This is a genomic window from Streptomyces sp. NPDC001270 (assembly GCF_042896695.1).
Taxonomy (GTDB): domain Bacteria; phylum Actinomycetota; class Actinomycetes; order Streptomycetales; family Streptomycetaceae; genus Streptomyces.
The window spans coordinates 245119-257607 of record NZ_JBIAXM010000007.1 but is presented as its reverse complement, the minus strand read 5'-3'; the positions used below and the strand labels follow the sequence as shown (position 1 = coordinate 257607).

Annotated in this window: 13 protein-coding genes, 1 tRNA gene, 1 pseudogene and 1 riboswitch; of the genes and pseudogenes, 11 read left to right on the top strand and 4 right to left on the bottom strand. The window is 73.0% G+C overall.

Annotated elements, in window-relative coordinates:
• Positions 1-53 precede the first annotated feature (53 nt).
• Positions 54-127, top strand: a tRNA-Pro gene (locus ACFY2B_RS14705).
• A 96-nt stretch (positions 128-223) separates the two neighbouring features.
• Here the strand turns inward: ACFY2B_RS14705 and ACFY2B_RS14700 are convergent.
• Complete coding sequence (locus tag ACFY2B_RS14700; protein ID WP_390763486.1) at positions 224-1051, bottom strand: class I SAM-dependent methyltransferase; 828 nt, start codon at positions 1049-1051, stop codon at positions 224-226.
• A gap of 75 nt (positions 1052-1126) precedes the next feature.
• Between ACFY2B_RS14700 and ACFY2B_RS14695 the strand changes: the two genes are divergently transcribed.
• A complete protein-coding gene (locus tag ACFY2B_RS14695; RefSeq protein WP_390763485.1) occupies positions 1127-1738 on the top strand; it encodes a TetR/AcrR family transcriptional regulator in 612 nt (203 codons plus the stop codon).
• Positions 1739-1798: 60 nt separating this feature from the next.
• Here the strand turns inward: ACFY2B_RS14695 and ACFY2B_RS14690 are convergent, their stop codons facing one another.
• The 3 genes and pseudogenes from ACFY2B_RS14690 to ACFY2B_RS14680 all read right to left on the bottom strand — a co-directional run bounded on the left by ACFY2B_RS14690 (position 1799) and on the right by ACFY2B_RS14680 (position 5267).
• Positions 1799-2548, bottom strand: a complete 750-nt coding sequence (locus ACFY2B_RS14690) for an SDR family NAD(P)-dependent oxidoreductase (protein WP_390763484.1) — start codon at positions 2546-2548, stop codon at positions 1799-1801.
• A 200-nt stretch (positions 2549-2748) separates the two neighbouring features.
• Positions 2749-4024 (bottom strand): annotated as a pseudogene (locus ACFY2B_RS14685) (YeeE/YedE family protein).
• Positions 4025-4460: 436 nt separating this feature from the next.
• Positions 4461-5267: a hypothetical protein gene (locus ACFY2B_RS14680; RefSeq protein WP_390763483.1), complete on the bottom strand. Its 807-nt coding sequence runs from the start codon at positions 5265-5267 to the stop codon at positions 4461-4463.
• Positions 5268-5627: 360 nt separating this feature from the next.
• On the opposite strand from ACFY2B_RS14680, the gene ACFY2B_RS14675 reads away from it, so the two are divergent.
• From ACFY2B_RS14675 to ACFY2B_RS14635, 9 genes are all read left to right on the top strand, one after another.
• On the top strand, positions 5628-5747 hold the full coding sequence (locus ACFY2B_RS14675) for a putative leader peptide (protein ID WP_390763482.1): 120 nt from the start codon (positions 5628-5630) through the stop codon (positions 5745-5747).
• A gap of 105 nt (positions 5748-5852) precedes the next feature.
• The gene (locus ACFY2B_RS14670; protein ID WP_390763481.1) at positions 5853-6737 is read left to right on the top strand and encodes a glutathione S-transferase C-terminal domain-containing protein; all 885 of its coding nucleotides are present in this window, start codon (positions 5853-5855) and stop codon (positions 6735-6737) included.
• Between the two features lie 77 nt (positions 6738-6814).
• Positions 6815-6924: riboswitch (SAM riboswitch) on the top strand.
• Positions 6925-6955: 31 nt separating this feature from the next.
• On the top strand, positions 6956-7105 hold the full coding sequence (locus tag ACFY2B_RS14665) for a hypothetical protein (RefSeq protein WP_390763480.1): 150 nt from the start codon (positions 6956-6958) through the stop codon (positions 7103-7105).
• A 174-nt stretch (positions 7106-7279) separates the two neighbouring features.
• Positions 7280-8260: an amino acid ABC transporter permease gene (locus ACFY2B_RS14660; RefSeq protein WP_390763479.1), complete on the top strand. Its 981-nt coding sequence runs from the start codon at positions 7280-7282 to the stop codon at positions 8258-8260.
• Positions 8257-9057 carry an amino acid ABC transporter ATP-binding protein gene (locus ACFY2B_RS14655; RefSeq protein ID WP_390763478.1) on the top strand — a complete coding sequence of 267 codons (801 nt, stop codon included), beginning with the start codon at positions 8257-8259 and terminating at the stop codon, positions 9055-9057. Before ACFY2B_RS14660 ends, ACFY2B_RS14655 begins: the two co-directional genes overlap by 4 nt.
• Before the next feature lie 118 nt (positions 9058-9175).
• Positions 9176-10189, top strand: coding sequence for a transporter substrate-binding domain-containing protein (locus ACFY2B_RS14650; RefSeq protein ID WP_390763477.1), 1014 nt, complete (start codon positions 9176-9178; stop codon positions 10187-10189).
• 58 nt (positions 10190-10247) lie between these two features.
• Positions 10248-11024: a GNAT family N-acetyltransferase gene (locus ACFY2B_RS14645; RefSeq protein WP_390763476.1), complete on the top strand. Its 777-nt coding sequence runs from the start codon at positions 10248-10250 to the stop codon at positions 11022-11024.
• Complete coding sequence (locus tag ACFY2B_RS14640; protein WP_390763475.1) at positions 11021-11167, top strand: putative leader peptide; 147 nt, start codon at positions 11021-11023, stop codon at positions 11165-11167. Before ACFY2B_RS14645 ends, ACFY2B_RS14640 begins: the two co-directional genes overlap by 4 nt.
• Before the next feature lie 114 nt (positions 11168-11281).
• Entirely contained in the window at positions 11282-12484 is a 1203-nt protein-coding gene (locus tag ACFY2B_RS14635) for an LLM class flavin-dependent oxidoreductase (RefSeq protein ID WP_390763474.1), read from the top strand.
• Positions 12485-12489 lie beyond the last annotated feature (5 nt).

Sequence of the window (12489 nt, the reverse complement as noted above, 5' to 3'; positions counted from 1 at the left end):
TGCGGTAGGGTTTACCTGCGAGATCACGCGGAACGCCGCGCGTGGCACCGCACCGGGACGTGGCGCAGCTTGGTAGCGCACTTGACTGGGGGTCAAGGGGTCGCAGGTTCAAATCCTGTCGTCCCGACTTGCGTAGGGCAGGTCGACGGCCGTATCGGGTTCACCGGTACGGCCTTTCGGTTGTTCCGGGACCGGCAGGGGGCGGCCGGGTCCGGGTGGTGACTCAGGGCGTACCGGTGTGTGCGGCGGTCACGGCCAGAGTGGTGTAGTTCATCGTGAACCGTCCGCCCAGGGAGTCGATGGCGCCGCCGACCGCGTCCAGCACCTCGGCCAGCTGATCGGGCCGGAGCCGGGTGAGGCCGCCGGTGGTGGGCAGCAGGTCCAGCCACTGCTCGCGGGTGTAGGACCGCTCCCAGCCGAAGCGCCACTGCTCGGGATCGTCGAACTGCCCGCTCCCGCTCATCTTGTCGGCGACCTTCTCGTACGCCGCCAGGTAGAGATCGAGCGGACGGCGGGCCGGCCGCTCGCCCAGCGGGGAGTCGGGCACCGCCCGGCGCCAGGCGGCGGCGAACGGTTCGGCCACCTCGGCGGGCGGTTCGTAGACATGCCCGAAGACCGCCAGCCGTCCTCCGGGCCGCAGCACGCGTGCCGCCTGCGCGGCACCGGCGACCGGGTCCACCCAGTGCCACGACTGGGCGGCGACGACCGCGTCGAACGTCCGTCCGGCCGGCTGCCAGGTCTCAAAGCCCGCCACCTCGACCCTCAGGCCACGGGCTCGGGCGAGGCGGGCCATACGGGCATCGGGCTCGACGCCGAGGACGGTGCAGCCGGCGGCCTGGAACTGGCGGGCCGCGATGCCGGTCCCGCAGCCGACGTCGAGCACGTCGGGGCCCGGGCTCGCGGCGACGATCCGCGCCACCAGGGCATCGGGGTAGCCGGGCCGGGCCCGGTCGTAGCGTTGCGCGTCCGTGCCGAACGACTCGGCCATCTGCCGGGCCTGGTGCGGCTGCGCAGGGGTGGGTGCGGAGTGCTCTCGCGGTAGGGTGGGCATGTGCCCACCTTAGTGGGCGCCCGCCCACTAAGTTACGGGCGCCACCGGACCGACGGACGAGAGGAACTGTGAGCAGTGCCGACTGGGGTGCACCTGCGCGACGCGCGGCAGCAACTGTTCGACGCCGCCGAACGCGTGCTGCTGAGGGACGGGCCGAACGGGCTGACCAGCCGCGCCGTCACCGACGAGGCGGGCTGCGCCAAGGGTGTGCTGCACCGGCACTTCGCCGACTTCGACGCCTTCCTCGCCGACCTCGTGCTCGACCGGGCCGCACAGCTCGAAGCCCAGGCGAGTGCGCTGCGCGAGTCCGCCGGGACCGGGACCGTGGCCGGCAACCTCACCAGCGCGCTGACCACCCTGTTCGGGCCGGTTCCGGTGGCGATCATCCCGCTCATCACCTTCCGGGACGAACTGCGGGCACGGCTGCGCCTGGCCAGGCCCGGAGGGGGCATCGCGATCCTCGCCCAGGCCACGACCGCCGTCTCGGCCTATCTTTCCGACGAGCGCGACCGGGGCCGCATCGCGGCCGACACCGACGTCGACTCGCTCACCCTGTCCCTGGTCGGCGGCGGGCATCTCCTGTTCGCGGACCGCGACCCCGGGCCGCCGTCCGCCGCGGCCGTCGACAGGTTCGTGACCGCGGTGGTCGCCGACGCCGTGCGACGACGACCGGCCGAGGACTCCTGAGCGTCGGCGAACCCGTCGGGGCAGCGGCCGGACCGGGATCCTCCGGCACGGCCGGGTCCCTCAAGTACGCAGGTACGACGCGCCGTTGACGTCGATGACGGTGCCGCTGGCGAACACCGCCTCCGGGGAGGCGAGCCACAGCACCGCGGCCGCGACCTCCTGCGGGCGGGCCACCCGGCCGAACGGGGACTGGTCGCGCACCGCGTCACCGTCGGGGCCGTCGAGGACCGAGCGGGCCATGTCGGTGTCCACGAAGCCCGGCGCCACCGTGGCCACGCTGATGTCGTGACCGGCCAGCGCCACGGCCATCGACTGCCCGAAGGCGTTCAGCGCCGCCTTGGAGGCGCCGTACGCCGGGCAGTCGGGCTCGCCGCGGAACGCCCCGCGGCTGGAGACGTTGACGACCGCCCCGCCGCCCGCCGCCACCAGGTGCGGCACCGCGCAGTACGTCGCGTTGGCCGCGCCGGTGAGGTTGGTGCCCAGCGTCGCCGACCACGCCGTCTGCCACTCCTCGTACGACGTGCTCAGCGGCGGATGCGCCAGGAACACACCGGCGTTGTTGACCAGCACGTCCAGCCGGCCGAGGAGAGCCGCGGCCGTGTCCACGGCACGTCGCACCGCCGCCGCGTCGGCCAGGTCCGCCTGGACGGTGACATGCCCCTCGCCGGGAAGCGAGGCCGCCACTTCCGCGGCCTTGCGCACCGACGTGTTGCAGTGCACCGCGACCCGGTCCCCGGCCTGCGCGAACGCCTCGGCGACGGCCCGGCCGATGCCCCGGGACGCGCCCGTGACCAGTACTCCGCGGTTCATCCGGCCACCTCCGCGGCACCGCCGTCGGTCAGCGATCGCACCCGGTCGCCGGAGCGGGCCGCCCGGCGCTGCGGGGCGGGGAAGTCAGTACGTATGGTCACGCCGTCGGGAGACATGTGCCCATCCTGCCCGCACACCCCGGCAGCGCAGTACGCCGCCCGCGCCGGAGCGCGGGCGGCGGGCGGTCCGTCCCGGCGTGGTCAGCACACGCTGTCGGTCGGCTTCGGATTGGTGAGGCCGAACAGCGGCCGCAGCTTCAGCCCGACCCAGGTGCCCATGAGCGCGGTGACCGCCCAGAGCCAGCCGTGCAGACTGCCGGAGGCGATGCCGTCGAGGTAGGCGCCGATGTTGCAGCCGTACGCCATGCGCGAGCCGTAGCCCATGACGACGCCGCCGAGCACGGCGCCGGTCGCCAGCCGGAGCGGGATGCGCCGGTGCAGGGTGAACGCCCCGGCCGCCGCCGACGCGACGAGCGCGCCCACCATGATGCCGATGTCGGTGAGCGAGGTGGTGTTGGCGAGGACGGAACCGTGCAGCGTCGCCGCGCTCGGACCCGACCAGAACGCCCAGCCGGACGGGTCACCGCCGAGCGCGCCCCAGATCTTCGAGCCCCACAGGGCGAAGGCGGAGGTGATGCCCCAGGCGGAGCCGGAGGTCAGCAGCACCAGCGCGTTCAGACCCGCGAGGACCAGCGCGCCGACCCACAGGGGCCAGCTGCCCCGCACGATCCGGGCGTACCCGCGGGCGGCGGGCACCGACGCCACCGGCGGAGGGGTGCGGCGGCGTTCCACCCAGTAGGTGCCCGCGACGATGAGCGCCAGGACGACCAGCGTCACCGCGAGTCCGCCGCCGTCCGAGGCTGGTGTTCAGCGACAGGTTCCCGAGCGAGGGCAGCGACGTCCAGAACCCCGAGGTGGCGGCGGCCGTCGTACCACCGGCGACGAACCCGAGCAGCGTCAGCACGATGGCGCTCTGGCCGCTGCCGACCGCGAAGAGAGTGCCGGAGGCGCAGGCCCCGCCCAACTGCATCCCGATACCGAACAGGAACGCGCCGATCGCGACGCTCAGTCCGAACGGGGCGACGGACGCGGTCGCGTGGACCCCGCCGAAGCCCGCCCCGGTCGCCAGGATCGGGGTGAACAGGATGCTCGCGGCGCCGAGCAGCAGCGCGTGGGCCCGCAGCGCCCGGCCCTGGCCGACGGCGACCAACTGCCGCCAGGCGGAGGTGAAGCCGAACCGGGAGTGGAACAGGCCGACGCCGAGCGCGAGGCCGAGGGCGAAGAGGGCCAGTTCACGCGGGCCCTGGCCGAGCCAGACCCACAGGGCGAGGCCGACGGCGAGCGCTCCGCCCACCACGAGTACGACGGGCTGCGGGGGCTCGGCGGGCGCCGGGGGAGGGGCGGTGGGAACGGACGTGCGGCGCAGCCATTGCTTGCGCTGTGCGGGGATCGGGGCGGTGGCGGCGGGTGTGGTCATGGCGGCAGGGAACTCCGTCAGGCAGAACGGGCCGGGCTCGCGCGGCGGTGGCCGAATGCGGCCGTGCTTGGGGCGCACGGATGTCACGCAGATGCGTGGGGGAGCGGCCGGACCGTGGGGCGGGGTGAGAGCCGATGGCATCGATCAGCGGAGGGCCGGCGGCGTCACAAGGGCGACGAACGCATACCTCTCAGGGCATACGGGGTGTACGGGACCTACAGTCCGTCGTCGACGGCGCCCAGTGAGGCGGCGAACAGACACCTCACAAGGGCAGGCTCGCGGTAACCACCGGTCTTCTGCATGACGGGCGCAACCCGCCCGCCCATCGCGGTTATTCCGCGAGCGTGGCAATGTGACGATCTCTTTCGAGATCTTTGCGATCTCTTGGGTCGGATTCCCGGACGGACTCTTGGGCGGACCCTTCGACCGGACCGGTTCAGTCGAACTCGCTGGGGTTCCCCGTCGGGGTCTTCCCGGCGAGGACGTCCGTCAGCCGCCGCGCCCCCTCCCGCACGGCCGCCTCGGTGCTCGTGTGCTGGGCACCGCGGGTGCCGCCGTTGGTGACGGCCGCTCCGGACGCACCCACCCGGAGTGCGGCGACGTCCAGGGTCAGGGTGGTCGGTTCCCCGTTGGCGGTGCCCCGCACCGTCACGGTGACCCCCTCCCGGGCGTCGCCCGCGGCAGGCAGTTTGGCGGCCACCACCTGGACCGTCCGCTTGCCGCCGCCGGAGTCGGTCGCGGTGAACTGGTTGCACTTCTCGGGCAGGCTGCGCAGCCAGTCGAGGGTGTTCGTCATCGCGTCCCGGCCGTAGTCGCCGACCTGGTACAGCAGCCGGGCGTGCGGATTGGTGAACCCGATGAGCGCCGAGCCACCGGACGCGCGGCCCAGCAGGCTGTCGGAGTACAGGCTGTCGAGGAGCCGCTGGCATTCGGCGGCGTTGGTCTTCGTCCTGAGGAACGCGGCGACGTCGACCTTGTCGACCAGCAGCTTGTTGCGCCAGGAGGCCGCGTCGTTGGCCTGCGTCCAGTCGTCCTCCAGGTCGGCGGCGGTGATCAGCGCGGCCTTCGCCCCCGCCCGGGTCAGCGCCGGGGTGGCGGACGGGCTCGGGGACTGTTCGGCGGCGGGCGAGACGGACACCGTGTCGGAGGCCCCGCCGTCGTTCGCGCAGGCGACCGCGGTCAGCAGTGACCCCGCGGCCAGGGCCGGGGCGAGGACACGCACAGGACGGGACGGACGGTTCATCGCGGCTGCCTCCTCGAAACGCGGTACGTCCCTCAACGCCACCACCCCGCACGACGGCCGACCAGCACAGCCGGGCCGTTCGGGTGACCCGGGGGTGGAGGTGCGGAGCGGCGGAGGCGGGAGGAGGCAGGCGCGGTGGTGGCGGTTGCGATGGTGGCGGTCACGGCGGTGGCGGCGGTCACGGCGGTGGTGGCGGTCCGTGCCCGGCGGGGGGGGCGTCGGCCCGTACCGTCCCGCCGTCAGTGGGAAGCCGTTGGGCCGGACGTGGCTGCCGGTGTCCGGGCGGCGGACGCCCCCTTGACGTCGTGGGGAGGCCGATCGACACTCCAGAAGGGAATCCTAGTGAAAAGGTAGGGAAGAATGACGCGCCGTGGGACGAGCACCGGCCGCAGCGGCCGCGCGCCCTCGCTCCCGCTGCTGACGTCCCGCCGTCACATCGACCTCCAGCGCGTCTGCAGCGCGATCGGCATTCCGGCCTGACCGGCTCCCTACCGCCCCGGCCGACACTGGCCCCCTCGCATCCATCGACCGATGACGCTGCGCCGCGGTAAGCCCGCGCGCCCGCACCCGGGGAGACACATGTCCGTGTCCAGCACGCCACTCGCCGCCGTCCCGTCCGCCCAGCGGTCGGCCCGTTTCCGGGGCAGGATCGGCCGGGACGCCCACAGCGGCCACTACGCCGTGCCACGCCGTTACCGGCTCCACCTCACCACCGCCTGCCCGGACGGCCTGCGGATCGCGGTGGGGCACAGCCTCCTCGCCCTGGACGACATCTGTCCCATCACCTTCCTCAGCGCCGTCCCCGACTGTCCCGGCGGCGGCCACTCGGCGCTGCGCCCGCTGTACGAGGCCAGCGCGCACCGCTACGCCGGACCGGCCCTGGCGCCGGTGCTCAGCGACGACTGGTCCGGGCGGATCGTCAGCAGTCACGCCCCCGACATCCTGCGCGACCTCGACCGGTGCTTCGGCGACGGGCGCGCCCGGCTCTACCCGAGCGCCGCCGAGACCGAGATCGAGGAGGTGGAACGGCTGTGCGCGCAGGGCATCGAGGCGGCCGCACAGCGCGCGGGCCGGGCCGGCGCCGAACCGGCCGAACGGGCCGCCGCGCTCGACGTCCTGGCCGACACCCTGGCCCGCCTGGAACGGCGCCTGACCGGGCGGGAGTTCCTGGTCGGCGACGGACTCACCGCCGCCGATGTCGAGTTGTGGGTCGCCCTGGTCCAACTCGACACCGTGCACCGCCACCACCTCGACGCCGCCGCGGTGCACCGGGTGGCCGGCCACCCGGCGCTGTGGGCGCACGCCCGGCGCCTGGCCGCCCGGCCGGCCTTCGGTGCCCACCTCGACCTGGACGGCATCGCCCGCCGCCACCACGCCCGTTGCGCGGGTCTCGAAGCGGCCGGCTCGGCCGTCCAGATCCTGGACTGGGCGCACCACACGGCCGCCGCCCCCGGCTCTCGGCACAGGTGAGCGGGCCATAGGCCGGTCCAGTCCGCGGACGGGCGTTGACATAAGCCCGGCGGGCTGTCTTACTTACCGCTCAGAACGGTCATGAGCGTCAGCGACAAGCCCTGGCTTGCTGACCGGCAACCCTCGCACCGCGGTGGGGTGCCCCAGGTGAGGACCGGACCGGATGACGTTTCGGTAAGCGCGAGGGCCCGCAGCGGCCGGAAATGCGAGTGACGGACATGTACGCAGCTCCCCGGACGGCCCTCGGCCGCCCCCAGAGCTGCGTACACCCGTACGCCGGGCTGCTCGTCGCCGACCGGACGGTCGATCTGCTCCGCGTGAACAGCGCACTGTGTACCGCGCCGGGCCGCGCCCGCTGCCTGGGCTGACAGGACTTCCAGCCCCCGCGTTCCCCGCGCCCACCCATCCAGTGGTGTGCCCCCGTCCGCCCAGCCCCCGGTTCCCGTGCCGTTCCGTGTGCCGCGCCGCGCCGTAGTGCCGTCGCCGTGGCCATGCCGATCCGGTGCCGCCCCCGGGGGTGTCCGAATCCGCCGGAGCCCGTCATGTCCGAACCCCCGGGCGGCGCCGTGTCCGTCACCGCGCCGCCGTCAGCCGACACACCGTCAAAACCCCTGTCCGCGCAGCGAGTCGTACCGCTGCGCAGGCCCGGCCGGTGGATCGCCTCGGCCGTCGTGCTGGTGCTCGTGGCGCAGATCGCGCACGGACTGGCCACGAATCCCTTCTACCAATGGGACCGCTTCCGCTACTGGTTCCTACGGCCCAGCATCCTCGACGGGCTCCTCATCACCCTCGAAGTCACCGCGCTCAGCGCCGTGCTGGGCCTGCTCGGCGGCATCCTGCTGGCGCTCGGCCGGCTCTCCGGCAGCCCGGTGCTGCGCGCCGTCAGCTGGACGTACACGTGGCTGTTCCGGTCCGTGCCGCTGATCGTCGTACTGATCTTCCTCTACAACTTCTCGGCCCTGTACCGGACGGTGAGCCTCGGCGTCCCCTTCGGTCCCTCCCTCGTCAGCTTCGACGAGTCGAAGCTGGCCACCGACATGGTGGTGGCCGTGGTCGGCCTCAGCCTCAACGAGGCGGCGTACGCGGCGGAGGTGGTCCGCGGCGGCATCCTCTCCGTCGACCAGGGCCAGCACGAGGCCGCCGCCGCGCTCGGCCTGCCGAAGGGCTACCAGTTCACCCGGATCGTGTTCCCGCAGGCCCTCAGGTCCATCACGCCGAACTACGTCAACCAGCTCATCGGCCTGGTCAAGAGCACGTCCCTGGTGTTCTACGTGTCGCTGCTCGACCTGTTCGGCTCGGTGCAGACCATGGGCAGCACCTATCCCGGCGACATCGTGCCGCTGCTGCTGGTGGCCACCGTCTGGTACCTGATCCTCACCAGCGCGGTGTCCGTCGTCCAGTTCTACGTCGAGCGGTACTTCGCCCGGGGCGCCACCCGCACCCTGCCGCCGACCCCCCTGCAACGGGCCCGCTCCGGGCTCACCGCGCTGCGTGCCCGACTGCGCCGGGAGGCCGCCGTATGACCGCCGCCACGTCCGCCGTCACGCCCGCCGGGCAGGCCCCCGTCGCCCTGGAGGTGCACAACGTGCACAAGTGGTACGGCGCCCACCGTGTCCTCGACGGCATCGACCTGACCGTGCGTCCCGGTGAGGTCACCGTCGTCATCGGCCCGTCCGGATCCGGCAAGTCCACGCTGCTCCGGGTGATCAACCACCTGGAGAAACCCGAGATCGGACACGTCAGCGTCGGCGGCGAACTGATCGGCGTCCGACGCAGCGGGGACCGGCTCAGGGAACTGAGCGAACGGGCCATCCTGGCCCAGCGCGGCCGGATCGGCTTCGTCTTCCAGAACTTCAACCTCTTCCCGCACCTGACCGTGCTCGACAACGTCGCCGCCGCCCCCGTGGCCACCGGGCGGCTCCCCAGGTCCAAGGCCCAGGAGCTGGCCCGCGACCTGCTCGGCCGGGTCGGACTCGGTGACCGGACGGGCGCCTACCCGCGGCAGTTGTCCGGCGGCCAGCAGCAGCGCGTCGCCATCGCCCGGGCCCTCGCGCTGCGCCCCGGCATCATCCTGTTCGACGAACCGACGTCGGCGCTCGACCCGGAACTCGTCGGCGAGGTGCTCTCCGTCATCAAGGACCTCGCGACCAGCGGCACCACCCTCGTCATCGTCACCCACGAGATCGGCTTCGCCCGCGAGGTCGCCGACCGGATCGTCTTCATCGACAGCGGCCGGATCGTCGAACAGGGCCCGCCCGCCGACGTCCTGGACCGACCCCGGCACGAGCGCACCAGGGACTTCCTGAGCAAGGTCCTGTGACCGCCGCCGGCCCGGCGCCGGCACCACCCCTTACCACCGGCACGTACCACCGCAGGTCCGCACCCGCTTCCCCACCCTCACCCTCACTCCCACCCTCACCCAGCGACGAAGGACAGCCATGCCCACCCAGCTCTCCCGACGCGGCCTGCTACGCGGCGTCACCGCGGCGGCCGCGGCCACCCTCGCCCCGGTCCTCGCCGCCTGCGGGGGCGACAGCGAGGCCGCCACCACCGACCCCGCGGGCTCGGTCACCATAGGTCTGCTGTCCAACGGCGCGGCCAAGGAGACCACCCTGAAGGTCTCCGAGGTGAAGTCCATCAGCGCAGAACTGCCCGATGCCCTCAAGAAAACCGGCAAGCTGATGATCGCGTCCGGCAGCCTGCCCTCCGGTTCCGCGCCGCTCAGCTATGTGGGCAGCGACCAGAAGACCCTCACCGGCTGCGAGGTCGACCTCGCCCGGCTGGTGGCCGCTGTCCTCGGCCTCGAACCCGAGTTCCAGCAGGCGACGTGGGAGAACATGTTCATCGCCATCGACAGCGGCAAGTCCGACGTCGGCTTCTCGAACATCACCGTCACCGAGGAGCGCAAGAAGAAGTACGAGTTCGCCTCGTACCGGAAGGACGACCTCGCCTTCGAGGTACGCGAGGACAACTCCTGGACCTTCGACGACGACTACGAGAACCTCGCCGGCAAGACGGTATCCGTCGGCAGCGGCACCAACCAGGAGAAGATCCTCCTGGAGTGGAAGGCGAAGCTGGAGCAGGAGGGCAAGAACCTCACCGTCAAGTACTACCAGGACAACAACAGCATCTACCTGGCCCTGAGCAGCGGCAAGATCGACGTGTACCTCGGCCCCAGCCCGGCTCTCTCCTACCACGCGGCGAAGACCGCCGGCACCCCGCAGGCGACCCGGGTCGCGGGCCGGTTCTCCGGCGCCGGGGCGACGCTCCAGGGCCTGATCGCGGCGACCGCGAAGAAGGGCAGCGGCCTCGCCCAGCCCCTGGCCGACGCCGTCGACCACCTGATCGACAGCGGCCAGTACGCCAAGTGGCTGGCCGCCTGGAACCTCTCCGGCGAGGCCGTCGCCAAGTCCGAGGTCGATCCGCCTGGCCTGCCGCTCGACAACTCCTGACACTGCGTCATACCGGTCTGGTCGCACACCCGTCGGACCAGGAAAGGACTCCGTCCCCGTGCCCCTTCACACCGACGTCCGCCCAGGCGGAGCCCCGGTGGCCGAGATCCTCGACAACGCCGTGTGGGCCGCCCTCGACGGCCCGCACGCCCGCTTCGCCGAACCCAGCGAGACGGGGGTCCCCCCGGCCGAAGGCCGGGGGAGGGTCGGCCGTGCCGCCCGCTACCCCGAGGACGTCTACGCCTGCGCCGCCCTCGCCGATCCGGACGATCCGGCCGCCTGGGCCGACCTGCACACGCTCGTCGGCCCGGGAACCGTCATCAAGATCAAATTCGTTGAGAAGGTCCCCGCGGGCTGGGAGATCGTCGGCAGCGGAGCGGGCGTCCAACTCGTGGCCACCGACCCGCGCGACGGACCCGTCCCCGACGCGGTGCGGCTCGGACCCGCCGACGTCCCCGAGATCCTGGACCTGGTCGCCCGTACCAGGCCCGGTCCCTTCCTGAAGCGGACCGTCGAACTCGGCACCTACCTGGGCATCCGGCACCGGGGGCGGCTGATCGCCCTGGCCGGCGAGCGGATCCGCCCGCCGGGCTGGACCGAGATCAGCGCGGTCTGCACGGACCCGGAGTACCGCGGCCGCGGCCTGGCCCGGCGGCTGGTCCGCGCGGTCGCCGCGGGCATCCGCGAACGCGGCGACACGCCGTTCCTGCATGCCGCCGCCGACAACACCCCCGCAATCAGGCTCTACGAGTCGATCGGCTTCACGCTCCGCCGCCCCTCGCCCGTCCTCCAGGTCCGCAGCCCTGGAACATCCCCCGAGGGGTCGGTGTTGTGACTCACGACGACATCCGCGAGGCGCCGCCGCGCGCCCCGAAGGAGGAGGTGACGGACGTGACGACCGTCCTGCACGCCGTGCACCTCCACTCCCGGCCGCACATCGACCTCCAGCGCGTGGCCGCCGCGCTCTGTCGCCACTGACCTTCCACCGCCCCCCGGCCCCGGGGACCTTGCCCCGCCGGCCGTCAGCCGCCGTGCCCTGCCCCGCCGCGGGCCGGTGATCCCGCGTACGGACCTCCAGGAAGGCACCCCCTCGTGTCCTCGTCCTCTGCTGCTCCCCTGCATCTCGCCGTCGCGCTCGACGGCACCGGCTGGCACCCTGCCTCCTGGCGCGAGCCGGCCGCCCGCCCCCGCGATCTGCTCACCGCCGACTACTGGGCCGCCCTCGTCGCCGAGGCCGAACGCGGCCTGATCGACTTCGTCACCATCGAGGACGGTCTGGGCCCCCAGTCCTCCCGCCCCCTCGACCGGGACGACCGCACCGACCAGGTACGGGGCCGGCTCGACGCGGTCCTCGTCGCCGCCCGCGTCGCACCGCTCACCCGGCACATAGGTCTGGTGCCGACGGTGGTGGCCACCCACACCGAGCCGTTCCACATCTCCAAGGCGATCGCCACCCTCGACTACGTGAGCAGCGGCCGGGCCGGTCTGCGCGTCCGGATCACCCGGCGCCCCGACGAGGCCGCCCACTTCGGCCGGCGCAGCATCCCCGCGATCGACGCCTACGACAGCCCGGCCGCCCAGGACCTGTTGAACGAGTGGTTCGACGAGGCCGCCGACTACGTCGAGGTGGTCCGCCGGCTCTGGGACAGCTGGGAGGACGACGCCGAGATCCGGGACCTGGCCACCGGCCGCTTCGTCGACCGCGACAAGCTGCACCACATCGGCTTCGAGGGCCGGCACTTCAGCGTCAAGGGCCCCTCCATCACGCCCCGCCCGCCGCAGGGACAGCCGCCGGTCACCGCGCTGGCCCACCAGAGCGTCCCGTACCGGCTCGTCGCCCGGCAGGCCGACGTCGGCTACGTCACCCCGCACGACGCCGGACAGGCCCGTGCGATCGTCGCCGAGATCCGGTCCGAGCAGGCCGCGGCCGGCCGCGCCGACCAGCCCCTGCACGTCTTCGGCGACCTGCTGGTCTTCCTCGACGACGACCCGGCGAAGGCGGCGGCCCGCCGCGCCCGCCTGGACGAGCTGGCCGGCGAGCCGTACACCGCCGACGCCCGGATCTTCACCGGCACGCCCGCCGGACTCGCCGACCTGCTCGCCGAGTTGAGCGAGGCCGGGCTCACCGGCTTCCGGCTGCGGCCCGCCGTGCTCGGCCACGACCTGCCGCGGATCACCCAGGGCCTGGTGCCCGAACTCCAGCGCCGGGGCCTGTTCCGGCGCGCCTACGAGGCCGGCACCCTGCGCGGGCTGCTCGGACTGGCCCGTCCCGCCAACCGTTACCAAGCTGCCTGAGCCGG